The organism is Amycolatopsis sp. BJA-103, assembly GCF_002849735.1.
Taxonomy (GTDB): domain Bacteria; phylum Actinomycetota; class Actinomycetes; order Mycobacteriales; family Pseudonocardiaceae; genus Amycolatopsis.
On the sequence record NZ_CP017780.1, the window covers coordinates 1 to 22880 of the forward strand.

32 protein-coding genes and 2 pseudogenes are annotated in these 22880 nt (G+C 66.8%); 5 read left to right on the top strand and 29 right to left on the bottom strand.

The features are described 5' to 3' along the window. Positions 1-196: 196 nt before the first annotated feature. The 21 genes and pseudogenes from BKN51_RS00005 to BKN51_RS00075 form a co-directional block, all read right to left on the bottom strand. Positions 197-661: a hypothetical protein gene (locus tag BKN51_RS00005; RefSeq protein ID WP_101605636.1), complete on the bottom strand. Its 465-nt coding sequence runs from the start codon at positions 659-661 to the stop codon at positions 197-199. Between the two features lie 69 nt (positions 662-730). After that, positions 731-1465, bottom strand: coding sequence for a hypothetical protein (locus BKN51_RS00010; protein WP_101605637.1), 735 nt, complete (start codon positions 1463-1465; stop codon positions 731-733). Continuing rightward, a complete protein-coding gene (locus BKN51_RS00015) occupies positions 1465-1674 on the bottom strand; it encodes a hypothetical protein (protein ID WP_101605638.1) in 210 nt (69 codons plus the stop codon). Before BKN51_RS00015 ends, BKN51_RS00010 begins: the two co-directional genes overlap by 1 nt. A gap of 159 nt (positions 1675-1833) precedes the next feature. Continuing rightward, positions 1834-2007 (bottom strand): zinc finger domain-containing protein, encoded by a 174-nt coding sequence (locus BKN51_RS44850; RefSeq protein WP_442857693.1) that lies wholly within the window; start codon positions 2005-2007, stop codon positions 1834-1836. A gap of 221 nt (positions 2008-2228) precedes the next feature. Further along, a complete protein-coding gene (locus tag BKN51_RS42855) occupies positions 2229-2372 on the bottom strand; it encodes a hypothetical protein (protein ID WP_158306843.1) in 144 nt (47 codons plus the stop codon). After that, a complete protein-coding gene (locus tag BKN51_RS42860) occupies positions 2369-3172 on the bottom strand; it encodes a hypothetical protein (RefSeq protein ID WP_158306844.1) in 804 nt (267 codons plus the stop codon). Before BKN51_RS42860 ends, BKN51_RS42855 begins: the two co-directional genes overlap by 4 nt. A gap of 201 nt (positions 3173-3373) precedes the next feature. Next, a complete protein-coding gene (locus BKN51_RS43430; protein ID WP_101605702.1) occupies positions 3374-3598 on the bottom strand; it encodes a hypothetical protein in 225 nt (74 codons plus the stop codon). Then, positions 3595-4131, bottom strand: a complete 537-nt coding sequence (locus BKN51_RS44030) for a DNA cytosine methyltransferase (protein WP_236781094.1) — start codon at positions 4129-4131, stop codon at positions 3595-3597. The genes BKN51_RS43430 and BKN51_RS44030 overlap by 4 nt, the downstream gene beginning before the upstream one ends. A gap of 140 nt (positions 4132-4271) precedes the next feature. Continuing rightward, positions 4272-4448: pseudogene (locus BKN51_RS44035) on the bottom strand (DNA cytosine methyltransferase); the annotation flags it as partial. A gap of 143 nt (positions 4449-4591) precedes the next feature. Then, positions 4592-4801: pseudogene (locus BKN51_RS44040) on the bottom strand (DNA cytosine methyltransferase); the annotation flags it as partial. Next, a complete protein-coding gene (locus BKN51_RS42870) occupies positions 4798-5325 on the bottom strand; it encodes a LuxR C-terminal-related transcriptional regulator (RefSeq protein ID WP_146044440.1) in 528 nt (175 codons plus the stop codon). The pseudogene BKN51_RS44040 and the gene BKN51_RS42870, both read right to left, overlap by 4 nt. Positions 5326-5395: 70 nt before the next feature. Then, positions 5396-5764: a hypothetical protein gene (locus BKN51_RS00035; protein WP_101605641.1), complete on the bottom strand. Its 369-nt coding sequence runs from the start codon at positions 5762-5764 to the stop codon at positions 5396-5398. After that, entirely contained in the window at positions 5761-6435 is a 675-nt protein-coding gene (locus BKN51_RS00040) for a hypothetical protein (RefSeq protein WP_101605642.1), read from the bottom strand. The genes BKN51_RS00035 and BKN51_RS00040 overlap by 4 nt, the downstream gene beginning before the upstream one ends. Further along, the gene (locus BKN51_RS00045; RefSeq protein WP_101605643.1) at positions 6432-6827 is read right to left on the bottom strand and encodes a hypothetical protein; all 396 of its coding nucleotides are present in this window, start codon (positions 6825-6827) and stop codon (positions 6432-6434) included. Before BKN51_RS00045 ends, BKN51_RS00040 begins: the two co-directional genes overlap by 4 nt. Beyond that, complete coding sequence (locus BKN51_RS00050; protein WP_101605644.1) at positions 6824-7024, bottom strand: hypothetical protein; 201 nt, start codon at positions 7022-7024, stop codon at positions 6824-6826. Before BKN51_RS00050 ends, BKN51_RS00045 begins: the two co-directional genes overlap by 4 nt. After that, the gene (locus tag BKN51_RS00055) at positions 7021-8016 is read right to left on the bottom strand and encodes a PD-(D/E)XK nuclease family protein (protein ID WP_101605645.1); all 996 of its coding nucleotides are present in this window, start codon (positions 8014-8016) and stop codon (positions 7021-7023) included. The genes BKN51_RS00050 and BKN51_RS00055 overlap by 4 nt, the downstream gene beginning before the upstream one ends. After that, complete coding sequence (locus BKN51_RS42875) at positions 8016-8156, bottom strand: hypothetical protein (protein ID WP_158255845.1); 141 nt, start codon at positions 8154-8156, stop codon at positions 8016-8018. Before BKN51_RS42875 ends, BKN51_RS00055 begins: the two co-directional genes overlap by 1 nt. Before the next feature lie 74 nt (positions 8157-8230). Next, positions 8231-8986, bottom strand: a complete 756-nt coding sequence (locus BKN51_RS00065) for a hypothetical protein (RefSeq protein WP_101605647.1) — start codon at positions 8984-8986, stop codon at positions 8231-8233. A gap of 2 nt (positions 8987-8988) precedes the next feature. Then, positions 8989-9144 (bottom strand): hypothetical protein, encoded by a 156-nt coding sequence (locus tag BKN51_RS42880; RefSeq protein WP_158255846.1) that lies wholly within the window; start codon positions 9142-9144, stop codon positions 8989-8991. A gap of 5 nt (positions 9145-9149) precedes the next feature. Next, on the bottom strand, positions 9150-9458 hold the full coding sequence (locus BKN51_RS00070) for a hypothetical protein (RefSeq protein ID WP_101605648.1): 309 nt from the start codon (positions 9456-9458) through the stop codon (positions 9150-9152). 88 nt (positions 9459-9546) lie between these two features. Beyond that, positions 9547-9762 (bottom strand): helix-turn-helix domain-containing protein, encoded by a 216-nt coding sequence (locus BKN51_RS00075; RefSeq protein ID WP_101605649.1) that lies wholly within the window; start codon positions 9760-9762, stop codon positions 9547-9549. A gap of 179 nt (positions 9763-9941) precedes the next feature. On the opposite strand from BKN51_RS00075, the gene BKN51_RS00080 reads away from it, so the two are divergent. The 3 genes from BKN51_RS00080 (at position 9942) to BKN51_RS00090 (ending at position 11972) form a co-directional block, all read left to right on the top strand. Next, the gene (locus BKN51_RS00080) at positions 9942-10367 is read left to right on the top strand and encodes a helix-turn-helix domain-containing protein (RefSeq protein ID WP_158255847.1); all 426 of its coding nucleotides are present in this window, start codon (positions 9942-9944) and stop codon (positions 10365-10367) included. Between the two features lie 127 nt (positions 10368-10494). Continuing rightward, a complete protein-coding gene (locus tag BKN51_RS00085; RefSeq protein WP_101605651.1) occupies positions 10495-10827 on the top strand; it encodes a hypothetical protein in 333 nt (110 codons plus the stop codon). A 224-nt stretch (positions 10828-11051) separates the two neighbouring features. Further along, entirely contained in the window at positions 11052-11972 is a 921-nt protein-coding gene (locus tag BKN51_RS00090) for a tyrosine-type recombinase/integrase (protein WP_158255859.1), read from the top strand. Between the two features lie 675 nt (positions 11973-12647). Here BKN51_RS00090 and BKN51_RS00100 read toward each other — a convergent pair. Genes BKN51_RS00100 through BKN51_RS00115 form a run of 4 tightly spaced genes read right to left on the bottom strand, consistent with a single transcriptional unit; the run spans position 12648 to position 13718 of the window. Next, entirely contained in the window at positions 12648-12959 is a 312-nt protein-coding gene (locus BKN51_RS00100; protein WP_101605654.1) for a hypothetical protein, read from the bottom strand. Continuing rightward, positions 12956-13189: a hypothetical protein gene (locus tag BKN51_RS00105; RefSeq protein ID WP_158255860.1), complete on the bottom strand. Its 234-nt coding sequence runs from the start codon at positions 13187-13189 to the stop codon at positions 12956-12958. The genes BKN51_RS00100 and BKN51_RS00105 overlap by 4 nt, the downstream gene beginning before the upstream one ends. Further along, the gene (locus BKN51_RS00110) at positions 13186-13503 is read right to left on the bottom strand and encodes a hypothetical protein (RefSeq protein WP_101605656.1); all 318 of its coding nucleotides are present in this window, start codon (positions 13501-13503) and stop codon (positions 13186-13188) included. The genes BKN51_RS00105 and BKN51_RS00110 overlap by 4 nt, the downstream gene beginning before the upstream one ends. Then, the gene (locus BKN51_RS00115) at positions 13500-13718 is read right to left on the bottom strand and encodes a hypothetical protein (protein ID WP_146044459.1); all 219 of its coding nucleotides are present in this window, start codon (positions 13716-13718) and stop codon (positions 13500-13502) included. Before BKN51_RS00115 ends, BKN51_RS00110 begins: the two co-directional genes overlap by 4 nt. Positions 13719-14160: 442 nt before the next feature. On the opposite strand from BKN51_RS00115, the gene BKN51_RS00120 reads away from it, so the two are divergent. Both BKN51_RS00120 and BKN51_RS00125 read left to right on the top strand, forming a co-directional pair. Next, on the top strand, positions 14161-15048 hold the full coding sequence (locus tag BKN51_RS00120) for a helix-turn-helix domain-containing protein (protein ID WP_101605658.1): 888 nt from the start codon (positions 14161-14163) through the stop codon (positions 15046-15048). Next, positions 15045-15242 carry a DUF397 domain-containing protein gene (locus BKN51_RS00125; protein ID WP_101605659.1) on the top strand — a complete coding sequence of 66 codons (198 nt, stop codon included), beginning with the start codon at positions 15045-15047 and terminating at the stop codon, positions 15240-15242. Before BKN51_RS00120 ends, BKN51_RS00125 begins: the two co-directional genes overlap by 4 nt. Here the strand turns inward: BKN51_RS00125 and BKN51_RS00130 are convergent. The 4 genes from BKN51_RS00130 to BKN51_RS00145 are packed head-to-tail and all read right to left on the bottom strand — an operon-like array spanning position 15214 to position 22836. Beyond that, positions 15214-15795, bottom strand: a complete 582-nt coding sequence (locus BKN51_RS00130) for a hypothetical protein (RefSeq protein ID WP_101605660.1) — start codon at positions 15793-15795, stop codon at positions 15214-15216. The two genes, BKN51_RS00125 and BKN51_RS00130, sit on opposite strands and share 29 nt — an antisense overlap. 10 nt (positions 15796-15805) lie before the next feature. Next, positions 15806-18274: a hypothetical protein gene (locus BKN51_RS00135; RefSeq protein ID WP_101605661.1), complete on the bottom strand. Its 2469-nt coding sequence runs from the start codon at positions 18272-18274 to the stop codon at positions 15806-15808. Position 18275: 1 nt separating this feature from the next. Then, positions 18276-19034 carry a hypothetical protein gene (locus tag BKN51_RS00140; RefSeq protein ID WP_101605662.1) on the bottom strand — a complete coding sequence of 253 codons (759 nt, stop codon included), beginning with the start codon at positions 19032-19034 and terminating at the stop codon, positions 18276-18278. Between the two features lie 4 nt (positions 19035-19038). Beyond that, positions 19039-22836 carry a hypothetical protein gene (locus BKN51_RS00145; RefSeq protein ID WP_101605663.1) on the bottom strand — a complete coding sequence of 1266 codons (3798 nt, stop codon included), beginning with the start codon at positions 22834-22836 and terminating at the stop codon, positions 19039-19041. Positions 22837-22880: the final 44 nt, after the last annotated feature.

Consider the following 22880-nt stretch of genomic DNA (forward strand, 5'->3'; position numbering starts at 1 on the left):
CGTGCGATGACTTCGAGGTCGTGGTCGTGGGCGAGAAGCCACGTCCACGTGCGCGCGGTCGCGCCGGGGCGCGGCGGGCTTGTGTCCAATGCGGACGGTCACGAGATGCCTCCAAGGACGAGAGAGAAGAGGATGAGGACGAGGCCGGCGAGGGCGAGCGCGACGCCGAAACGTCGCGCCCACCACTGCCAGGGCTTCACGATGTGGCCTCGACGGGCTTCTCGGCGGGGATGGCGCGCTCGTCGTTGTCGCGCCACGACCAGTGGTAGTCGAGGCCCTGGTGTAAATCGCCCTCGTGGTCGGCGTCGAGCACGCACCGGTAGGTGGTGCCGCGGATGGCCCGATACCGGTCGCCGGTGAAGTCCGCGAACGGCCGGATCACCGACGTGCACTGTGTCGCCTGGAAGTCGTCCCAGCCGCCGGGCTCGTCACCGACGACGTGCCACGTGCAGCGGCACGCCGTGCAGCGGAAGCCGTCCGCGTCGCACTCGGTCTCTTCGCCGCACACGGAGCAGGGCGGCATGGTCGGGGTGAGCGGCGGCGGTACGGGCCGCTCGGCGAGGCAGCTGGGGAGCGCGTCGGCATAGAACGCGGTCCCGTGGTTCGGGTTGAACGGATTGACGAGGCCGACGAGGACGCGGCCGGCGTTGTTGGGGTACACCTGGTCGACACGCCAGGTGTCGCCGCCCCTGAGGGTCAGGATCTCGTCCTTGCGGAATTCCGCGGGCGGTCACCGGTGGTCCTCGCGGGCGTAGCCGTCGGCGTCCTGCTCGGCGCCCGGCACGATCGGCGGCTCGAACACGGCCGGGAGTCCGTCCTTGGTCGGGTGCTTGAAGAACTGGCCGCCCTGGTCGAACGTCGGCTCGCACCAGCAGTCCGCCGAGGGGATGTGGTCGCGGGGGATCGGCCGCTCGCACGCGTCGAGCAGCCGGATGGGGAACTTGCGGAGCGACTGCGTGTACTTCTCGATCACCTTGTCGAGCGCGGCAGTTTCGGCCTCGCGGGTAATGGCAACGACGGAGAACGGAAGCTCCTGGCCAATCGTTCCGGCGGCCGAGAGCAGGTACACGTCGTCGTGCTTGACCACGTCGACGGTCTCGGCGCCCAGGCTGACGATCCACGGGCGAAGCGCCCCGATCGCGCTCTCGCCCTGCGGCTCGAAGAGCTGCACGCGTGCCCTGTGGCCAACGTTGATGCCCGAAAGGTGCTTGTGCAGCCCGTGTTTGTGGACGTGGGCGAGAACGGCCTCGGCGCGGTCGAGCGCGGTCAGGTGCTTCCGAGCCTCGACGAGCGCACGCTCGTGGGTCTCGTCCATGAGTATGCGGATCAGGGCGGGCAGGTTCTCGCGGTACTCGACGTCGGTGGTCATGTCGTCGACGGGCTCGTGCTCGGCGAGAAGCGCGTCGTCGAGCTGGTCGCGAAGCTCGGCGTCGGTGATCGCGGTCAAGTCTTCGAGGGTGAACATCAGCGTCCCCCAGCGGTGCTCGAACGGCGTTCCCGTTTGACGTTCGAGTTGAACCAGCGGCGGCCATTCGCGGTGAGCTGGTGCTTGTCGTTGATCAGGCCGCGTCGTTTGAGGCTGTTCAGCGTCCCGTGCCCCGGCCACTTGACGCCCCAAGCGACGTTGAGCTCGCCGTCGTCGTCCATCTGTGCGGCCCGCATCACGGCGGCCATCTTCGGCGAGAGTTTCGGTTTCCGGCGCCGTGCGGCTCGCGCCCACGGTGTCGGTGCGGGTGGTCAATCCGCTGTCGGTCATGTCGTCTCCCTTTGCTGTGTCACCGCCCGTGCGGTGCATGCATGCACGTTAACAGTCAGCGTGCATGCACGCAATAGTCAGGTCGCAGAAGCGGCCATCGCGGCGAACGCGTCATCCACCCGAACGGGATGAGCAGGACTCTTCGTCAGAGGCTTCCCGTTCGACGTGCACGGCGAGAACGCCGGAGAATGGCAGTGACGGCACGGCACCGACCGCACCGACCGACGCGCCGCGACATCCGCCTCGACCACGTACCCGACCTCGACGAGGTCAACCTCGGTCCCGGTTCGCTCGGCCGCCGAGATCGCCTTCTTCGCCGCAAGCGCGGTGAATACCCTGTCGACCCCGTTCCGAATCGTCTCCGGATCCGCCGGCGGCGCCTTCCTCGTCGGCGACGCGTACCGGCGCCGGTTCCGATACCACCCGGCAATGTCAGCCGGAGTGATCGTCTTCGATGTTTCCCGGTAGTGCGCTACGAGCGCCTTCTCCGCGGCCTCAGCCGGATGTCCGCGAGCATCGATTCCCAGATCCGCAACACGAGCTCATCCGGCTGCGGCGCGTACTGGTCGACGGCCGACGCCGACGCCAGTAGTGCCGTCACCTCCTGCCGGTTCACGACTCGCCCCCGGCCTCGATCGTGAGGAACGGTGCATCCACCAGCGAGCCGCCGAACGGGCGCTGAGCGGGCATCACCGCGCCATCACCCGCGCCAAGCTCCAGCCACCCGCGAACCTTCGCACCACGCCCCGACGGCGGCCTCGATGCGCGTCCGCCCGCGTCGAGGGTCGCCCCGGCTCCGGCTTGTTCTTTGACGATGTCGGCGACGAGTGAGGGGAGGATCTTCGGGCCGATGCCGGTTTTCTGGTTCCAGAGTTGGAGGGCGGCGCCGATGGTGGGTTCGTCGAATTCGGCGAGGAGTTGCACGACCTCGAACGCGAGGGCTGATCGGGTGGCGCTGGGGATCCGGTGTCCGATGGTGTTCGAGACGAGGCGGTATGCCTGGGTGCTGCGGGGCCCCGAGGGGGCGGGACCCGTAGCGGGCCGGTTCAGCTCGTTGTTGCTTTCGCGCGTGGTGGGTACGTAAGGGGCCTCGGAAAGGTGGTTAGTTCTTTCTTCCTCTACCTCTGCCATGTATTTGCCATCGCTGGTGCCATGGCTGGGGCTATGGCTGTTGCTATCGGTCTTCGGCGCGGTTTTCGGGGGGTTCACGGCCGGTTGCTGCCACCTTTTGGCGGCGCCCTTCCGGCCTCGTTCGGCGGCTGACCTGCGTTGTTCGTCGGCGTCGGCCTTGGATCGTTGGTGCTGGAGGTAGTCGTGGACGCATGCCTGTAGCTTCGGGATTTCGGGGCACTTTTCGCATGCGTGGCCGGGCTCGTGCAGCAGCCCGACGGCGACGAGTTTCCGCACTTTTTGCATCGAGACTCCGGCGAGCCCGAGCGACGACTTTCAGGGGCACGATGCCGTCGGTGGTGTTCTTCCCGGCGTAGGCGACGGCGACGATGTAGGCCCATGCGGCGGCGGGGTCGTCGAGGGCGACGATCTTGGGGTTGTCGTAGATGTCCACGGAGATCCGGACGAACTCGCGGAGGTCGAGCGGTCGCGCGGTGGTGCGGGTGGTCAAGGTCGTGCCTCCCTGGCGTCGATGAGGTGGCCGCGCTGGTAGGCCCTGGCGTCGTCGGCGCATTCGGGCTGGCGCCACCAGCCGGTGTTGCCGATGTCGTCGTGGTCCGGTGCGGCGACGTGTTCGAGGTAGACGGTGCCGGGCTGGATACACGGCTGTCGGTGGGTCACGTCGCAGCAGCGGTGCGGCGTGCGGGCTCGGCGGGCAGTCGTGCGGATCACGCGGCGACCCCTTCCACCGCGGACGGCATGAGGGTGCGGAGGATGGCGGCGGCGAGCAGCGGCGGCACGGCGTCGCCTACCTGCCGGTACTGCTCGGTTCGGGTGCCCTGCCACGGGTAGCCAGCGGGGAAGGACTGGAGGCGGGCGGCCTCGTCGACGGAGACGCGGACGCTGTCCTGATCGAACTGGGATTCGCCGCCGCTGGAGCGGTTTTTGTGGCCGGGCCGGCCGATGCGCGGGTCGCCTTGCACCGTGGTGGCGGGCCTGCTGTGTACCCATTCGGCGGGTTGATCGCTGTTTCGGAGAGTCCAACGATTCACGTTGCCGGTGAGCGTCGGCGCGGGCGCGCTGGTTCCGCGGCTGTAGTCGACGGTCGCGCCGCGGCCGACGCGGCTGTTGTTGCCGGTGTAGATCTTGACGCGGTCGATCTTGCTGGTGATCGTGGCCGCGGGTTCGAGCCCGGTTCGCTGCCCGCGGTCCTGCGGGTTGCCGCCGGTCCGTAGTTCGACACCGCGACCGTGTCGGCGGGCCACCCGAGAGCGTCGGCCATCGACACGGGCGGCGGGAGCAGGTCGCCGAAGAGGTCCGGCGCGGCGCTGGGCGTCTCGCCGGCCCGGTACGCCTGGTGGGTGGCCGGGGGAGGACCGACCGGCAGGCCGTCGCGGCGGGCGATGAGGATTGCCCGCTTGCGGGTCTGAGGCACGCCGTACTCTTCGGCCGAGAGCACGCCCGCCCACGCCCGGTACCCGTGCTTGCGCAGCAACTCGGCGACGTACTGCCAGAGTGGCAGTACGGTCGGGACCTGTTCGCACGCGATCCATCGTGGACGGAGCGCGACGGCCCATCGCATGGGTTCGGCGGTGAGGTGTGACCGGTCGTCGGCCCAGTCGACGACGTCGGGTTCTCGGCGCTTGCGAATGCCGCGATGCGCTCGTAGACCTTCTGCCGGTCGAGTTCTCCCTTGCGGTCGCCTGCGGATGACCACGCTTGGCAAGGTGGGGAGGCGAGCAGTCCGTCGGCGAGGTCCGCGAACGCGCTCGGGTCGAAAGTCGAAACGTCGGCGCGGATTCGGGGATGCCCGGCGGCGGTTGCGGTGCGGCAGGCGGCGTCATCCCATTCAATGCCGATGAGCGGGCCGTCGTGTCCGGCGAGGCGGGCGCCGGTGTCCCAGCCTCCAGGGCCCGCGAAGAGGTCGACGATCACGCGGCGGCCTCTCTCGCCGTGCGTCGCGCGAGGGTGGCCTCGTTGGTGCGGATCTTCTCGCGGATGGACTGGCGGCGTTTCTCGACGGTGCGCTTGGTGACGCCGACACGTTCGGCGATGGCGCGCGTGGTGAGGCCGGCGACGATGAGACGGTCGATGGCGGCCGAGGTTTCGCTCTTGGTGTTGGGGAGGCAGTTCTCGGGCAGGGTCTCGTGATCGGGGTGGAGTGCCCGGATGCCGCCGATGCTGAGTGTCCATTCGGGCGGCTCGGTGGTGATTTGGTCGGGGTCGGCGTAGGCGGCGAGTGAGACGATGGCGGCGATGAGGCGTTCGGGGGTTTCCTTGCCCCATCGGTTGAGGCGGCCCCAGATCTCGCGGACGTCGAGTTCTCGGACGTCGGTGATGAGTTCGAGGGCGTCCGTGTTTCCTTGGTAGGAGCGGGATCCGGGGTTGCCAGGCAGGGTTTGGGGACAGTGGGCGAGGTCGCGAAGTCGTGGGGTTGAGGCGCTTGGGGTGTCGGACATGGTGGTGCCTTTCGGAGCGCAGTGCGGGCCGCGCCCGGTCGTGATGGCGCGGCCCGCGGTGGGGTCGTGATCAGTTGCCGGTGCGTGGTGATGGTGTGTCGGGTGTGGCACGGGGTGCGCGTCTCCAGACGCCGTTGCGGCTCGCGTGCCGGGATCTACTCGCGCTGACGCGGGTGTCTTCGCGGACGATGTCGCCGTTCTTGGCGGCGTGGCCGATCGCGGACGAGACGAGGTTCCGGTCGTACTTGGCGCCGGACTGGTCGAACTCGATCACGCGGTGTACGTCGTCGGCCGTGAACTCGGCGCCGGACGCGATGAGCAGTTGAAGGGCGGTTTCGACGCGTTCGCTGTCGTCCCGGTAAGGCTTGCGCCCGGCGGCGAGGTTCGCGGCTTGTCCGGCGTGCCGATCGGTGAGGGCCAGTTCGAGTTGGTTGGTCATGCGGCCTGCTTTCGGGTGCGCGCAGCTCGGTGCGTGAATGGCTGTCCGACGGGAAACACGGGCGCGGGGGTGGGAGCGGCCTCGGCTTTCGGGGCGCGGACGGGCATGATCAGCCCGCGGTAGCGGTCGCCGATCGTGATGTGGACGGGCTTGTGCCTGTCCTGCATTTGTACGGTCAGGAACTGGCCGCGGGTCTTGGCGATCTCGCTGAACCGCTTGAGGTAGGCGGGACTGAGCATCGTTTCGCGGGTCGGCTTCGCGGCGGCTTCGTTGAACAGTTCGCCGATGGGCGGGAAGGTGGGGGAAAGGCCGTCGCCGGTGATGGTGGCGCTGACTGTGGCGGTGGTGAAGACCACGCGGTGGTCTGGGTGCACGGCGACGGCGAGGTCGCCGCCGAGGCCGCCGGCCTTGATGACGGCGAGGATGCGTTTCGCGTCGGCGAGCGGGATCCAGACGTCGGGGATGCGGCCGTTGGCGGGGGCGTGTGCCTGGCCGAGCGTGAACCGGTCGGTCGAGGTGGCGACGAGGACGGACCTTCGAGCGGGGGTGTGGAGTAGTACGCCGCAGAGCATCGGGAGTGTCTTGTCGGTGCCCGAGGTGCGCATCGTGTCGGTGAGCATCGCGAAGAACTCATGCACGAGCAGGGTGGTTTTCTTGGTGCGTGTCGTCACTTGTTGCCTCCCAAGGCGTTCCGGAGCGTCGCGAGCTTTCGCTCGGCGGTTTGGGCGCGGGCCTTCCACGTGTCGCGGTCGGCGGTGAGCTGGTCCAGCTCGGCGAGGCGGGCGAGAAGGTCACCGAGGGGCAGGTCGGCAACGGCGCGGGCGGCGGCCGCCTTGGTGGTCTTCCGCGGACGGCTGCTGTGCACGGACAGGTGCGGCCGGATCGAGAGCGGGTTCGTGCTCGTGCGGTCGCAGTGCAGGCAGCCGTACACGGTCCGGCCGTCAGCGAGGCGAAGCGTCCGGGTCTGCGTCCACACGACGGGCTTCCCGCCGCGGTCCACGATCCCGGACGCGGTCGGTTCGTCGGCGATGACGGCGACGCCGTCGACGGAGATTGCAGTCATGCGGCCTGCTCCATTTCTTTGTGCTGTAGGGGTTTGCTGGTGAGGTGCCACCGTCCACAGTGGTCACAGTTGTAGGCGCGGGTTTCGAGGCGGCGGCCGGGTTTGCAGGTGGACCAGATGCGGCCGAGCATGTCGTCGGCCGCGGTCGCGTTCGGGTACTTCTTCTTGCCGGTGCACCCGCGGATTCGCGGGGTCACGGCTCGGCGTCCGGGAGTTTGACGAGCTTGAGTGTGGTCGAGGTCGTCGACGTCACGGGCGGTTTCGTCCCGGCCTTGCGGTAGTCGGCGCGGACCTGGTCCCCGTCGAGGCGTTCGGGGTTCGTGATCGTCCATTGGAGACCTCTTTCGTACCCGACGTCGAGGATGTCGGACTTCCCGGAAATGTTGGGGCGCAACGCATCGAGCGCGCCCTTGGCCTCCTTTTCGAGCGCCTTCGCGGCCGTGATCGCGGCGCGCGCGTCGGCGAGCTGCCGGGCCCACTTCTCGCCGTCGGGGTCCTCGACGAACAGAACCGAGCGACGGTCGCGGTCGGGGACATACCCGTTCCAGCAGATGTCGAGGAACGGGCAGCGGCCGCAGAACGGGCCGTCGGGCTCGTAGTCGCGGTTGAGCATGTCGAGGTCGGCGTCGCGAACCTCTCGGAGCCAGTCGAGCGCGTCCCGCACGGCCTCGACGGTCGGCTTTCCGATCCACCGGTAGACCTCGCCGGTGTCGCGTGCGATGTAGTCGATCACGATGCGGCGCACGCGGATGCCCTTCGCGATCAGCGCGGCGGCGTATCCGTTGACCTGCCACAGGTGTGACCGGTCCGGGCCCCAGGTCTTGATGTGCTCCAGCCACCTCGACGACGTCGTCTTGACGTCGATCAAGTCCTCAGGCCCGGACTCGTACCGGTCGAGGTGGCCGGGGATTCCGGCGAACACGACCTCGTACTCGACGAGGTCGCCCTCGGCCGCGGTCTCGTTCAACCGCTGCTGCACGGCCTCGTGAATCGCCGTCCCCAACACGGCCTGCACGCTGCCGCCCGGATTCGACGGCTCGACACCGGCGAGGCGGTATCCGGCGCGGCGGCGGCATCCGCCGACCTCGGACCAGCCCAGCTCGCGTTGCCGTGAGCGAGGGCGGGTCTGGTCCCATTCGAGCAGGAGGTCGGCGGTGGTGTGTTCCTGCTCGGCGAGCGGCGCGGCCATCAGAACGGGATCTCTTCGCGGAAGACGCGTCCGCGGCCGGACTTCTCGGCGCGCTGGAGCGTCGAGTTCAGCCGCGTTGCTGCCATCTGCGCGTGCTCGGCGACCTCCAGGACGTCGGTCCCGGCGAGATCGGTGGGCACGGACACAGCGACCTCGACTCGGATTCCGTGCGGTGTGACGACCTCGCTTCGGAACGTCCATTCGCGACGGCCGGTCATAGCTCGGCGTCCGGGTCGAACAGGGCCTCTGCGGCCGCCGGGCGCGCGAAGTCATCGGCGAGTTCGGCGAGTTCTTCGGCGGTCGGGCCGATGTCCTCGGCCGCCGGTTCCGGCTCGACGGTCTCGGCGTCGACGACCACGGCGCGCTGCTCGGCGGCGCGGTCTTCCCGCTCGGCGACGACTTGCCCAAGGCTCGGGCGTTCGGGTTCGGGCTGTGCGACCTCGTACTCGTCGGCGAACCCCATCACGACCTCGGGGCAGGCGCGGCGGATGGCGGTCGAGGCAGCGCGCGCGTAGAGCATCTGCGAGGGGTGCGATTTCCAGGTGTTCCGGTTCGCCAATCCCGCTGTCTTGGCCTGGTCGAGGGTGTACGTGACGCGTGTCGGGTGCCCGGGGTCGTCGGATCGTTCGACCTCGACCGTGCACGACGTCGCGGTCTCCTCGGGGATACGCACCTTGTGCCCGGCCTTGCGGGCGAGCGCGACCCACAGATGAACCGAGATCGCGGGACGGCCCTCGACGACGTAGATCGAGTTGATTGCCTGCATCGGCGCGAGGCCGAGTTCCTGTCCGTACAGGACCATCACGAGCACATCGGCGGCCTTGCCGCGCACTGCGGAGGGGAGCAGGCCGGACATTGCGAGGTTCTTCGCGAGGCGGTACGTGGCGTCGAAGTCGCTCTGCTTCGCGCCGAGCGCGACGGGGACGCCGCGGGCCTGCTGCTCTGTGACGGCGAGTTCGTTGCTGGTCATGGTCAGCCTTTCGGGGCGGTCTTCGGGGTGACGTTCTTGGCGGCCTTCTCTGCGGCGGTCTTGGCGCGGGCGACGGCGGCCGCGGCGCGTTCGCGCTCCTCGCGCTTCGCGGCGGCGACGGTCTCGTTCGCCCGCCGGAAGCTGTCGCGGATGCCCATGCCGGTCACCAGCCGTTCGCGCGGCGCTCGACGAGGAGGTCTGCGGAGCTGTTCGGGTCTTGCTCGGACTTGGCGACGCGGAAAGCGTCGATGAGGCAGCAGGCCCCGACCTCGATCTCGTCGGACGGGTAGCCCGAGGACTCGGCGGGTGCACGGTGAATGCGGTACTCGATACGGCCGCAGGTCTCCAGGCTGTTCCACCCGCACTCGCGCGAGTCGAAGTCGGAGGCGGGTTCGAGGCGGCCGCCGATCTCGGCGAGTGCTTCGACGAGGTCCGCGTATTCGGTGCCAGTAGGCACGTATGCTGTGGTCATCGGTTGCCCTTCGGGGTGGTCGTCTCCTGAACCCCTGCCGCCTGGTTGGTCCCGGCGCGGTGGGGGTTCTTCACGTTCTGAGCGGTGGTCATCGGACCTCGAACAGGTCCTCGAACGAGCCGAGCCGCGAGACAGCGCCGGTGATGAACTCGTTCGACGGTCGGGCCTTGTCCGCGAGGACGCGGCCGACCGTGGACGGGTCGACGCCGATCACCTCGGCGATGGCGCGGTTGCTGCGGTGTCCCTGCTCGGCCGCCTTGGCGGCGAAGTCCCCCCGGACTCGGATGGCGGGGTTGCTGTGCATGCATGCACGTTAACAGTCAGCGTGCACGCACGCAACAGCGTGTGCGCACGCTGTTGCGGCAATGTGGGTGAAGGTTTGCCCCGTTCGCTTCGAACGTCTGATCGTTTTATGCGCCGACCAGGGGAGTTTCACGCATGCGTGCTAGCAACGTGCGCGCACGCAAGTTAGCATTGCCTTCCATGGGACCAGCCAGGGGAGAAAAGCCGACTTTCGGTGCCTATCTACAGGCGCTGCTCGACAAGGCCGGATGGACACAGGCCGACCTCGGCCGAGCGGCCGACGTGCACCCGACACTCATTGGCCGATGGAAGCAAGGTGCCGAAATATCGGTCGCCAATGCTCGCGCCGTCGCCAATGCCCTCAATCGACCACTTCTCGAAGTGCTGATCGCCGCCGGCATCCTCACGGAGGACGAGTCGAAGGCTAGGGACTGGGGGCCGGTCGAGGCGGTCAAGCTGACTGACGATCAGCTTGTCGCTGAGCTGCGCAGACGGCTCGAAGCGGCAGCCGCGCCGCCGGCGGGGATCACGGCCGATGAAGTCGAGGCTGGTGGTGAGCGATACGTCACCGGTAAGCCGAAGCGGTCGGCGAAGCTGGTCAAGTAGGGCCCTGATCACTGCAAACGGACTTATCATGACCCGACGTAGTTGAAAAGTGAATCTTTTTACGCCGAACGGGTCATAACTTCCCTTTAGGGCTAATGATGGGACGTTTGTCACCGACTTGTCCCATATGGCACCGGATCTTGCGCAGTACCTCCCCGGTGCCCTGGAGATCCTGGGGCACCTAACCATCGTCATCGCGCCTGTCGAGCTGTACGAGGCGGTGTACGACAGAGCCACGCACGTGCTCCGGATCGATCCCTCTGCCGACATCGCCGCGACCATCGCGGCGATGCTCGCGGACATTGTGGACGGTCCCGTCGAGCGGCAGTTCGTCAGCCTCGCCGGCGGCGGTGCCGCGGCCGCGGCCGCGCTCATCCCGCGGCAGGCAGAGGACGAGAGCGAGCGCGGGGGAGCGCGGCTCCGGCTGGTCGTGACCGAGCGTGCCGGGACCGCCGAATGAGTCCGCTCATCTGCCACGAAAACTACCCGCATAGCGTTGACCGCTATACTGGCCTGACCAGCACTCGCACAGCGCTCCTGCCTTAGGGAACTACTGGTTTTCGTGGCAGAGGTCGTTTGACCTCGCTGCCTAGGTAGGCCCTCCTACCTGCGGTTTCCGGTGACAACGGCGCTGTGTGCTGGTCCAGCACAGTTCGCACAGCGTTGGTTGTGGAGGAAACTAAGGTGACCGGGACATGCGCCGAATGGCACGAGGAGTACCGCCTCGCCCTCAAGCACACCGAGCGGATCGGCGAAGAAACCAAGGAGTCCTACTACAAGGAGGTCGGGCGGTTCATTCGGTGGTGGGGCCCTGAGAAGGACATCGAGACCGCAGACAAGACAGCCGTACTCAGGTACGTCACTTACAACCGGGACGAGCGCAATCTCACCGCGGCCACGCGCCGGATGCGCCTGTTCTGCTTGCTCGATTTCTACCGTTACGTCTGCAAGGAAGAAGACAGCGGCGTCACGGGGAACCCGATCGATGGGATCGAGTTCCCCGTCCCGAAACAGCAACCGCCTGAAATCATCCCCGACGACGACCTCGTCGCGTTACTCGATACCGCGGCAGGATCGTCCTTTGTGGCCAGACGCGATACCGCGATCATTCGCATGCTGGTCGACACAGGCACGCGCCGGAAAGAGCTATGCGGCGTCGACCTTGTTGACGTCGACCGCGGGCACCAACAGGTCAAGGTGCTCGGCAAGGGCGGCCTCTTTCGCCTCATCCCGTACGGCGCCAAGACCGCGCTTGCGCTCCAAAAGTACCTCCGAGCCCGCGGGCAACGTCAGATCGGCTCAGAACCTGCCTTGTTCGTTGCGACGCGACCAAACCCACGAGGATCGTTCCGGCTAAGCGGCAGCGGCGTCTACGAAATGATCAAACGCCGAGCGGAGCGCGCCGGCCTTCCGGACACATGGCCGCACAAGGTGCGCCACACGTGGGCGCATGACCTGCTCGCGAATGGCGCGTCCGAGCAGGATCTCGAACGCCTCGGCGGCTGGGCGCCTGGTTCCATGATGGTGAAGTGGTACGGGTCCTCAGCGGCCGACGAGCGGGCTCGCGACCGCCACCGGGCGTTGGCGCGCGGGGACCGCCTCTAGCGCTGTGCGGGTGACATGGGGGCTGTGCACTCGGGGCATGACCCCGGAGCAAAAGATCAGCCAGACGCGGACCGCCGCGCACCGGTCATGGGCGAAGACTCCAGACCGGTCGCGGCGCACCGCGCCCGCCCGTGAGGCCGCAGAGGCGCGGTTCGAGCGCGAAGTCGACCCGGACGGCGTCATGACCCCGCAAGCGCGCGCCCTGGCCGCTGCGAGCGCCAGAAAAGCGTACTTCGGCGAGCTCGCGCGGAGGAGCGTCGCGGCGCGTAGACGGAATGCCGCCGCGGGTCGCTAGGCGTCGGGCCCTACTCGGACGGCTCAAGGCCAGTGCCCTTGCAACGCGGGCAGAGCTCGCGGCGAGTTACCGGGCCCGTGCTCGGCGAGCGTCGAGTAACCCACATCTTCTTCTGGCCGTGGCAGACGGTACAGACGGGTCGGCCCTGGTCCGGTGCATCGTTCATCCCCGGCCCCTACTCCCGGGCGGCGTGCAGCCGGTGCGTGTGCGCCCGGGTTGGCGCACGCACCGGTGTTGCGGAAAGCGCTTACCCCGAACCGAATGTGCCGGTCCGGGGTGGACTGTCCATAGTGCATGGTCAGCCTTTGCAGCACCTTCCTTTTTGCAAGTTGGTAACCCGGTCGGCACGCCCATCCCTGGACAGCGCGCCGACCGGGCGTTCATGTGGTGCCTGACTGACCAGACCGCGCCCAGCGCACGAGGTCATACCCGGTGTAGTAGAGGGTGCTGGTCATGGCCTCATACAGGCGGTTGGGCTTGTCGAACTGCATGTATGCCGCCAAAGACTCGGCGGCCATGAGCACGGCGAAACCGGCCGACTCTAGATGCTCGGGCGGCAGCTCTGCGCGCATCAGTTTGGCGAACTCGACTGCCACAGCCTGGGCCCTTACGGTCTGCGGGTCGGTCAACCTTCGGGTCAAAGCGACCATCTCGATAATTGCGTCGAGGTCGAACCGGGGGGCGTCGTTCACTGTTCTTCCTTCTCGCTGTTACGTGGTCGGTTGAGGTGGAGCTGCGGCCCTCTGATCACGATGCGGCCGGCGAGGTACGCGGTATGGAGGTGTTTCAGGTACTCGTCGTTGAGTTCCTGAGACCCGCCGATGGTCCGTACCCACCAGCCATCCGAGCCCACACCGACACCGCCGATGTAGACCTTGCCCGCCTCGACGTCGTCGAGGAACTCCTCGTAACTGGCCATCACGATGACGACCCGGTGCCAAGCTGGCGACGCATCTCGTGTCGCGGGTGGGGTGTCGGCGGACGTCGAGGCGCCACCTGTCGCGGGCCACCTGCCGCGATGTCGACCTCGTGGAGGTGGTTGCATCGACGGCACCACGGGATCGGCTGGCCGACAATCGGCCTCACGGGCTCCCGGTATTCGACCTTCGCGATGGCGCCGCACAGGGTTTGAACCTGCTGGCCGTCCGCGGGGACCCGGTCGAGGCGTGCGCGGTGGGTTTCGCCGTTGATCTCGAAGAACACGGCGCCGAGGTCAACGAGGAGGACGGCGGTCATGAGAGATCCTCAGGTGGCATTGAGCCGTCCATGCGGTCGGCCTCGTCCATGAGGCCCTGGCCGGTGTCGTGCAGGGACATGCCGATCTCGCGGACGGCTTCCGCGGCGTCGGTCGTGGACAGGTTGCCGTGCGAGACGCGAAAGACGTCGTTCGACACGGCCACCATGACGCTTCGGGCGCTTTGCAGCTTGAGCCGGGTTTCAGCCTCGATCATCGGGTCCCCCATCTAAGACGGTTACGGCGCACGCGGTGCACATGAACGCCTTGGTGTCGGTGTTCGAGAGTCGGTCGCGACGGCGAGGCGTAGGGCTGCATGCGGACACCAGTTCGCCGAGGGTGTCGTCGCGGTAGGCAGCCAGGGAGAACGCGTGAAGCTGCCCGTCGTCAAGGTCGGTCAGGAGAGCGATCGGCCCTATCCGGGGCACGGCCGGTCCTTGCGTCTGGTGCGTGGGCGCACCAGACGGTGAGCGAGCGGCAGCGTTGCACCAAGTACTATCAGCGGTAACAGCCACCACAAGCAGCTCATGTTGCCTCCTGAGTGGTGCACGGTGCATCTGGTGCACGTTAGCGTGCACCGTTACGCACCGGCGACACAATGGCCCGATCGGGTGTCGGTGCTAGCGTTGGCGCATGAGCGCGCGGATAGGGTTTGGTGCATGGTGCGCACCAACGACGTAGCCGCGGTAGACCCGCGGGCCCGGACGCTCGCCGGTCTTCTCCGTGCCAAGCTCGATCGGGCCAAGGCTGACGACCCGCGAATGACTATCCGGGCCATTGCCGAACGGCTCGGCGTCAACCACAGCACCGTGAGCCGCTGGGCATCCGGCGCCACGTCCCCCGATGCCGAGCAGGTCTCCGGACTGCTCGCCGTGATCGGCGTCGTCGGGAAGGAGCGCGAGGAAATCCTCGAGCTCGCTCGCACCGAAACCCGCGGCCGCACGTGGGTTACTCCGGGACCGACCGGCGTCTCCCATCAACTCACCGGTGTCATGGAGATGGAAGCCAACGCGACCGGCATGTTCGAGTGGTCGCCCCTCGTCGTTCCTGGCCTGATTCAGGATCGGCGGTATGCCCGCGCGATCATCAGCAAGCCGAAGTCCGAACCCTCGACGGTCGAGCACCTGGTCACCCTTCGGCTCGGTCGACAACACGCGATCACGCGAGATGACCCGCTGAAATACACGGTTGTGCTCGGGCACCCAGCGATCGAGGGCAACATCGGTGGGCCCGGCGTCATGCTCGGACAGCTTCGGCACCTGCGGAAGGTCGCCGAGATGGGGTCCGTGACGCTCCGGCTCGCCCCGCTGGACGGCGATTGGCACGGCGACCTGCTCGGTTCATTCAGTCTCTACCATTTCAACGACGGCGTGCCGTCCATCGTCGCACTCGAACACCACAGGACAGGCTCGTTCGTCGATGACCCGCTCGACGTCGCGGATTACAAGATCCTCGCGAAAGAGCTGGTCAACGAGATCGCCTACGACGAGGCGGAATCCGTGGATCTGATCAGGCGCGAGATAGCGCGACGGGAGAAAGCGTCATGAGTGACGATCGCCGGGGTTGGTTCGTTTCCAGCTATTCCGGCGAAAACGGCAACTGCGTCGAGGTGAAATTCGGATCCGAGGTACGTGTCCGCGACACGAAGAACCGCCCAGGTGGCGAGCTGTCCTTTTCGGGGCGGGAGTGGCGCGCTTTCACCGCGCACCTGACTACGCCGCCCGAAGCTGAGTTGCCTTAAGCCCGGTGATCAGTGACGCGCCCTCGCGGACGATCGATGACGCCGAGCTGTTGTATGCGAAGCAACAGATCTCCGTGCCCGCTGCGAACCACTCCATGCAGGTAACGGAGAGATTGAACGCGTAGCCGCTCGCGGACTGCTTGTCGTAGTAGACGGCGCCGCCGGCGGCTGGGCCCATCATGATGTACCGCTCCGTCGAAACGAGTGGGCTGTTGGTCCAGCGGGCCGAGAACTTGAGCAGCCACTTGCCCGGGGTGGTAATAATCAGCTTCGATGCGTTGTGGATGTTGCCGGGCTCGGCGTAGGACTGTGTCGAGAGCGTGAGTCCCACCGGGGGGATGTTCTGGAGGCCGAACAGGATTCGGGTGTCCTGGTTGGCAGGGATAGCCTGTGTCGTGGTGAGCGTCCAGTCGCCTTCGCCCTTGACGTCTTCGATCTTGGCGAGCCGGTAGTCGAGATCGTCAATCCCGGTGTTGATCTGCTGCATGTCGAACGCCGAGACGGGCGGGGGACCGGACACCCAGTTCCGGAGCGGGTAGTTTGCTTCTGGCATCGGCGTTTCCTTACGCGAGAACGGTCGTCGAGTCGAGGATCGAGAGCACGGGGTCGTCGAGTACCCACGTGCCCGGCTTGGCGGCGAGCCGCAACGTGAGCGTGTCGAGGCTGCCGTCGGGCCCGTCCGACCGGCGAATCCCGATAATCTGGCAGTAGTACGTGGCCGACGCCGCCTCGACGAGCACGTAGTCGCGAAGCTGTAGCCGCGGATCCGCCGTAATCGTGATCGAATCCAGCAGTGGCAGCGGGTCCACGCACTGGAGAAGCGCGATATAGGACAACGCGAACGTGGTCGAGGCATCCTGTCGCCACGGGTTGTCCGGGATATCCAGCAGCGCGGCGCCTCGCATGGCGATCTGCGGCGGCGACTGCAAAATCTCGCGCGTAGTGGCCTTCGAGTCCATGGCGTTGCCGCCAACCGTGAAGTTTGGCGACGCGCCGCCAAGCAGAGACCCGGCGTAAATCGGTGCCGACGTACCGAGGATCGATATGTCCATGCTTCGCTGGTCGTCCGCGAAGACCACACTCGCCGACCAGCCCGACGGCGCGACCGTGCCGACCGTGTCAGCGCGGCAAGCTGAGAGCTGTGTTCCGTACAGGTGCGGGTCGGCCGGCGCGGCGGTTCCATTTGTGTACGCCACGTCTGCGTAGATTCCGACGATGTCGCTCATCGAGACCGTGGCGGACAGCGAGGACCCCGCTTGGAGGAAGTAGTTTTGCGCGTCAGGATTTTGCCATACGATTTTGCGGACTTGTTTCGTGGTTGTCCACGACATCGCGATAGCGTTCCTGTACTGGTCCGACGACGGCTTAACTCGAACGTTCTGCACTTCGTCGCGGGTAATGGTTCGCTTCGGTGCCGTGTCCACCCCGTAGTACGCGGGCAGGTAACCGACCTCGGCGTTCTGAAAATGAATCCGTTTGAATTCGTCGGTGTGCAGCGTGCCCAATTCCGCAGCGACGATCTCCTTCAACACCTCCCACGCGTTTCGGTTCTTCACATCGGGGAGCCAGGTCAAGCCGAGATTCTTCGAGGTCGTCCGGACCGACGGCACAGGCTTCCCCTCAAGTGCCCATTTCGGATGCTTCTGATTCGGGTCATAGGTTGCTGCCGAATCCCCCGCATAAATCTGCATATGCTGGCAAGGGGTCAGCCTGCCTTGTGCGACAATCTTATTGCTGGCACCAGGGCGCGGCGGCTGTGCTTCCCTGTAGCCGCCGGTTAGTGACGGTGTCGTGGTCCACGCCTTAACCACGTCATCGATTCGCAGCGTCACCGTAATCGAGGTAGAGGTCACAGTGATATGCGCCGCGTGATAGTGCCATCCGCCCGTGGTGTTGCTATCCCATTCCCAGCGGCGATATAGGCCCGCGTTTGGCGAACCGGATCCAGGGTTCTCGTAGAATCGCACTTCGGTTCTACCGTTGTTCGCCACAATCATCCGAACATGACCAGGGTCGGCTACTCCGCTGTCATCGAGTACAAGAATCATTTCAGACTCGCGGAAGTATGGTCCAGTCGGGGCACCATTGGACTCAAACCATCCGGCCATTCCGATATATCCAGGTGGATCCCCGCTGCCAGGCCAGGGGATTTCGACACGGCTGGCCGCCCACGCTTCGCCGCCGGACGCGCGCCCGTTATCGTTCCAAGATGCCCAGTTGTGGCCGATTCCGTACTTCAACGACTTGAAATCAGAGTCATAAGTGATGGTGTGCTTCGAGGGATACACCCCGCCGAGATGCCCGATCGACGGAAGCCACGACCCGTGCACCGTCCAGTAGCCAACCGCGTCCGGCCGCGGCATCGGCCCGGTACCACGGCCACCCGCCCGTAGGCATTCCTCGATGACCCACTCGACGGAGATCGGGTGTAACGGCGAATAGTCGCCGTTCCCATTCGGTTCCAGCCCGAACGAAGGGCCGGGCCCGATTGCCCACCGCGGTAGGGTGAGCAGCGCGCCTGCGAGATCCTCGACGTCTCCCGCGGTGATGGTGACGGTTTGCGCGAGTTCGTCGAGTACCGGCGTGCGAATCCAACCTTCAAACTGCTGGAGCTTCTTCTCGCCACTGTCGGTGGCGACGAGTCGTGCGTACCGTATCGGCGTGCCCTCGACCGTCAGGCCATTGATCGGGCTTCGCGGGTTGTAGCGGTCGAAGAACTCGATCGCGGTGAGGCCTTGCTCGGCGAGTTGCTGCGACCATGCGGCCTGTGCGTCCGGGTCGAGGTACCGCACACCACCAAACGTGACGTCCAATTGGGACGATGCGAAGCCCGACACGTCGTTGACCTCGATCGGCATTCCGCCGGAGAGCGGGCCGTCGTCGATGGTGACGCGTGTGGTCAGCCACGACATGTCCGCATACTTGTGGTTGTAGAGCCCGTTGCGGTTCCAGTCCACTTCGAGTAAGCCCTCAAGCACCAGCTCGGGGGAGGCGATCGCGCGGGCGAGGTCGACGTCGTTCTCGAACTGCATCTCACATCTCCAGCAGGTCGAGCGTCAGGTCGCGGAGCGGAAGCACCTGGATCGCTTCCGACGGGTTCCGGAGCGTCATGGCTGCGCAGTGCTCGCCCTCGCGCCACGAGGCACCGATCGTCGTCCCGTACCGAATGCAGGACTCCGGGATGGTTAGCGTGCCCGTTCCCGCCTTCACGAGGTACGGGCGCACCCAAACGGCGCCCGCTGGCGGCGAGACGTTGATCTCTTGATTTGGGGTCGTGACGTTGTACATGTAGGTGCCCGACCTGGTGTAGAACGCAACGCCGGTCGTGGGCGCGGATGCGTTGTGCCGGAACGAAAAGAGGAGACCGGGGGACACGGGCCACCGCCCCCATACAGGGTGTCGCCATGTCAGCTCGGCGAGGTTCAGCCCGCCGGACCACAGGTTCGATAGGTCGGATTGCCCGGCGATCGTTCCCGAGCCGGGCGCCCACTGGTCCGGTCGGCCGCGGCCGAGACTCGCCGCTGGGCGTTGGAAGTTCCGCGTCGCGGCGTCGATCACGACCATCGGGCCCGGCCCACCGGAACGGCGGTACAGGTACCTGAGCCACCGGGCGTCCGAATCGGACAGGTTCACCCACGAGGCGGACCAGCGGCGCGGCGTGTGCGGGCGCGCGGTCGTCCGGATCGCACCGGAAATCATCTCGTGTTCGACCTGGTTGTCCTTTGTGGATATACGGAGACCGCGCAATGGGTTGCGGACGGGGCGGATGTCCCACGGGTAACCGATGAGCACCCCGTCACCTCCTCTGATTCTTGACCGCGCCACGCTCGGACACCGTCGCGATCACCCGGCCATCGGCTTCCAAGACGACGGGCCGGTTCATGACAGCGGCAGTCAGTGAACGGATCTCGGTCACCGCGTCTGCCATCTGCTGCACCCCGATTTGTAGCGGCGCCATGGAACCCGAGGCCGATGTCGACGCACCGCCAGCACCGCGCGCGGCCGCCGAAGCACCGCCGACCGCAGCCATCGTCGGTGCTGCCGGCGCCATCGCGCGGGCCCGCTCCATCCCGGCTTGGTATGCAGCGGTCGGCCCGGCGGGCACGATCATGCCACTGGTGTCCGGGATGAAGAATTCCTCGCCTTCCTCGCCGACCCGGTACATCGTGCCCGCGTTGACCGGGCCGCCCTTCGCTCGGCGCGGCGCGCCGGAGTCGCCGAGCGGGAGACCACCGGACCCGGGCGCCACCGTGAACGGAGGTAGCGGATTGGTCACCAAGTCGTAGTACCAGTTGAGGAACCGTTCGACCTCGTTGTAGGCGTTCTGGGGGTTCGCGCTGAAGTTCGTGGGGATCGCGCGGGGGATCGCGTCGAGCTTGCCCTTGTACGCGTCGGCCTGCCGCTGCGCGTTCTCCATGCCGGGTTGCCCGATAACACTCGTCACCTGTTCGGGCGTCAGCGAGTACTTGTTCAACAAGCCTTGCATTTGCTCGGCCGAGAGACCCATCGAGTCCGCGAGGCCAAGAAGGCGAGCGTTCTGGTCGGACACGACGCCGTTCGCCGCGGCCATGGCTTCAGGCACGCTCTTGCCCTGCTGGATCGCGAGATCGTAGGCGGCCTGAGCGGCGCCCGCAGTGTTCTCGGCGATGCTCTTGAGGACGTCGCGGAGCCGGGATCCGTTGGCAGTGCTGGTATCGATCCCGCCGACGCTGTTCAGGAGTGCCTGTCCGAATCCCTTGGTCTTGTCGACGTTGGCGCCGAACAGTTCGGCGAGCGTGCGCATCTGGTCGTTTATGCGCTGTACCGCGTCCTCGTATGTCGGGGACTGGCCGGACAGGCGTTGCAGGAAGTCGATCAGCGCGGCGCCGCGGCTTGCTGCGTCGCCGGTCGAGTCGGCCATCTCCTTGATGTCGCCGTCGAGCGTTTTCGTTGTGCCCGAAGCGATGCCCTGTTCGTAGGTCATCTTCTTGGTGCCCTCAGCGGTTTTGTTGACCTCGTCCCACAAGCCGTTGAGCTGGCCTTCGAGGTCCGCCGCAGAGTCGCCGCCCTCGTCCGACGCGCCGATCCAGTAGCCGACCTGCTGCACAACGTCGCCGATGCCGCTGTGAAGCTCGTACCACTGCGTTTTCTGGTTCGACAGAGTGCCGCTGATCTCCTGCTGCTTCTGCCGGTTCCCCTCGTACGCGGCCGTCAGGTCGGCGAGGGAGATCCCGTGTTCCTTCGCGACGTCGACGAGCTTCTTGTCGGTGTTGTAAGCGTCCATTGAGGACAGGTTCTTCTCGGCGAGCTTCCGCGTGTTGTCTCCGAGCACACCGCCGGTCGCATTGAGTTCGTCCCGGTACGCCTTGACACCGTCGGCTGCCTGCTTCTGTAATTCGTTGGCGCGTCGCTGCATGTCGCCGTACAGAGAGAGCGCGGTCATGACACCAGCGACCGCGAGCCCGAACGGCGAGAACACCGAATCGATCATGCCGACGAACCCGCGGCCGAGCTTCCCGCGCGCATTGTCCGCATCGTCCATCCGGGACTTGATGTTGGTGAACTGGCCGGTGACCCCGCCGAACGTCACCTTGTCGATCAGCTTCAGCGCGGCGACGAACGGGAGCACCCCGCCCGCGAGCCCGCCCAGCTCGCCGGCGATCGGCTTGATGATCGCGAGGAAGCCCGAGATCATGTCGAGCACGGTCCCGAACGAGCCGACCAGTGCGGGCAGGCCACCTTGTGCGACTTCGAGGATGAAGGCCTCGACGTCGCGGAGCGCGGACGCGGTGCGGTCGAGCGCGGGCGCGGCCTCGGTCGCGGACAGGGACACGAGACGGCCGAGCCAGCCGAGGAAGTCCTGTCCGATGTCGCCGGTCGTGCGCAGAACCCGCCCGTATGCGTCCATTCCCGGCGTCGCCTCGTCGAGAAAGTCCTGTGTTCCCGCCGAGAGCCGGTCGATCATGTCCGCGAGACCTTCAGCGGCCGGGCGCCCGTCGGCCATGAACTTGACCCACCGTCCGGTGAGATCGACCGTCGCGTCCCCGATCGCGTCGAGCACCGGCTCCGCGTTGTCGAACGCGGCCCACAGATCAGCCTTGAACGCGGGCGACTTCGCGAGCTTCGCGGCCTTGTCGGCGGTGTCGGACATCGCACCACCGACCACCGTTATCCCGTGCGCGAGAACGGGTTCAAGGTCCCGCCCGGACTCGATCAGCCGCGTAAAGCCCGGCAGAGTCTCCGCCTGCGTCGTCTTCCCGAGACGTTCAGACCAGTCCTTCATGCCGATCAACGTCTCGACGAACCTCCGGCCCTCTGGCGTCAGCTTCGCGAGCTCGGCGGCGTAGGTCGAGTTCTTCGCCGCGGCATCTCCCGCTGTTGCGGCCTGCTGCGCTTGCGTGTCCGCGAGGGACTGAACCGCGCGCGCGACCTGCTCAGCCCCGTCCCGTGCGGTGCGGTCGGCCTGCTCCTGCGCGACCTGCTCGGCGCGGCGCGCTTCCGCGACCCGGTCGGCCGCGGCCTGCTCCGCTTCCTTCGCGGCGACCACCTGGTCGCTGCCTTCGATGCCCTTGGACATCGCGACGTTCATCTCGGTGATGGCCTTCGCGCCGTCCTTGCGGACACGCGCGAGGCGTTCTTCGGCCTGCTCGACGTTCAGCGCGGCGCGGCGTGCTTCGAGGCTGCCCTCGCCGTAGCGGTCGTTCGCTTCCTGCTGCGCCTTCTTCGATTCCTCCACGGACAGGGCAGCGTCTTCGACCGAGGTCTTGTACCCGGCGGCGCGGTCGGCGAGTTCGTCGAGCTGCCGGGCAGCGTCGGCGCGTGCGGCAGTGGTCGCGCGGGTCGCGCGTTCGGCGTTCTTCTCCGCGCGCGAGACCGACTTCTCGGCTTCCTCTACCCGGCGGGCCGAATCTGTCGCGGCTTCGCCGGCGCGGCGTTTCGCGTCGGCGATCGCGTAGTTCGCGTTGCGGATCGCGATTGAGTTCGCGAGCGCCGAGGCGGCGCCGCCGGTCGCCGCGGTCTCGGCGGCCTTCTGGTCCGCGCTGTACGCCTTGAACGCTTTCGACAGCGTGGACACGAGCCCGGCCGTGATCCCGGCCGCCGTGCCGACGCCGAGGATCGCCGGCCCAGCACCGGCGATGAGACCACCGCCGACGCCGAGCGCCGAGGCGACACCGACCGACGCGATACCGGCCTTCGCCGCAGCGCCCATCGCGACACCTGCGCGGAACGCGCCCCCGGTGTCCGGGTCCACTCCGATGGTGAGGTTCCGGCGGCGGGAGGTCAGGGCTTCGATGGTAGCTTCGGCCTTGGCGATCTCGGCGTCAACGTCGATACCGACCTCGCCGCGGCGGCTCTCCATCTCGCGGATGCGTGCTCGCGCGCGGGAAATGTCGGCGTCAATCTCCGCGACTACGCTCTTCCCTGCGAAGGTTTGCAAGGTGGCCTTTGCGCGGGCGACGGCACGGTCAAGCGGGGAGGCGTCCGCGTCGAGCGTCGGGGAAAACCTCGTCTTGTCGAGATCCTTGCCGCCGGACTGGACGCGCCGCAAGGTCGCGAAGAAGCCTTTCGCCTCACCCTCGAAGTAGGCGATGATCTTTCCGACGTTCAGGGCCACACAGCTACGATCGGGTCAGGGTGTCACTTGCGGCGGACGCCGAG

Bases quoted from the DNA above. Each gene is read 5' to 3' on its own strand.
- BKN51_RS00010 (WP_101605637.1), bottom strand. From the start codon at position 1,465: ATGTTCACCCTCGAAGACTTGACCGCGATCACCGACGCCGAGCTTCGC.
- BKN51_RS00015 (WP_101605638.1), bottom strand. From the start codon at position 1,674: ATGGCCGCCGTGATGCGGGCCGCACAGATGGACGACGACGGCGAGCTC.
- BKN51_RS42860 (WP_158306844.1), bottom strand. From the start codon at position 3,172: ATGCAAAAAGTGCGGAAACTCGTCGCCGTCGGGCTGCTGCACGAGCCC.
- BKN51_RS42870 (WP_146044440.1), bottom strand. From the start codon at position 5,325: ATGTCCGACACCCCAAGCGCCTCAACCCCACGACTTCGCGACCTCGCC.
- BKN51_RS00035 (WP_101605641.1), bottom strand. From the start codon at position 5,764: ATGACCAACCAACTCGAACTGGCCCTCACCGATCGGCACGCCGGACAA.
- BKN51_RS00045 (WP_101605643.1), bottom strand. From the start codon at position 6,827: ATGACTGCAATCTCCGTCGACGGCGTCGCCGTCATCGCCGACGAACCG.
- BKN51_RS00055 (WP_101605645.1), bottom strand. From the start codon at position 8,016: ATGGCCGCGCCGCTCGCCGAGCAGGAACACACCACCGCCGACCTCCTG.
- BKN51_RS00065 (WP_101605647.1), bottom strand. From the start codon at position 8,986: ATGACCAGCAACGAACTCGCCGTCACAGAGCAGCAGGCCCGCGGCGTC.
- BKN51_RS42880 (WP_158255846.1), bottom strand. From the start codon at position 9,144: ATGGGCATCCGCGACAGCTTCCGGCGGGCGAACGAGACCGTCGCCGCC.
- BKN51_RS00070 (WP_101605648.1), bottom strand. From the start codon at position 9,458: ATGACCACAGCATACGTGCCTACTGGCACCGAATACGCGGACCTCGTC.
- BKN51_RS00075 (WP_101605649.1), bottom strand. From the start codon at position 9,762: ATGCACAGCAACCCCGCCATCCGAGTCCGGGGGGACTTCGCCGCCAAG.
- BKN51_RS00080 (WP_158255847.1), top strand. From the start codon at position 9,942: ATGGGACCAGCCAGGGGAGAAAAGCCGACTTTCGGTGCCTATCTACAG.
- BKN51_RS00085 (WP_101605651.1), top strand. From the start codon at position 10,495: ATGGCACCGGATCTTGCGCAGTACCTCCCCGGTGCCCTGGAGATCCTG.
- BKN51_RS00110 (WP_101605656.1), bottom strand. From the start codon at position 13,503: ATGACCGCCGTCCTCCTCGTTGACCTCGGCGCCGTGTTCTTCGAGATC.
- BKN51_RS00115 (WP_146044459.1), bottom strand. From the start codon at position 13,718: ATGATCGAGGCTGAAACCCGGCTCAAGCTGCAAAGCGCCCGAAGCGTC.
- BKN51_RS00120 (WP_101605658.1), top strand. From the start codon at position 14,161: ATGGTGCGCACCAACGACGTAGCCGCGGTAGACCCGCGGGCCCGGACG.
- BKN51_RS00125 (WP_101605659.1), top strand. From the start codon at position 15,045: ATGAGTGACGATCGCCGGGGTTGGTTCGTTTCCAGCTATTCCGGCGAA.
- BKN51_RS00130 (WP_101605660.1), bottom strand. From the start codon at position 15,795: ATGCCAGAAGCAAACTACCCGCTCCGGAACTGGGTGTCCGGTCCCCCG.
- BKN51_RS00135 (WP_101605661.1), bottom strand. From the start codon at position 18,274: ATGCAGTTCGAGAACGACGTCGACCTCGCCCGCGCGATCGCCTCCCCC.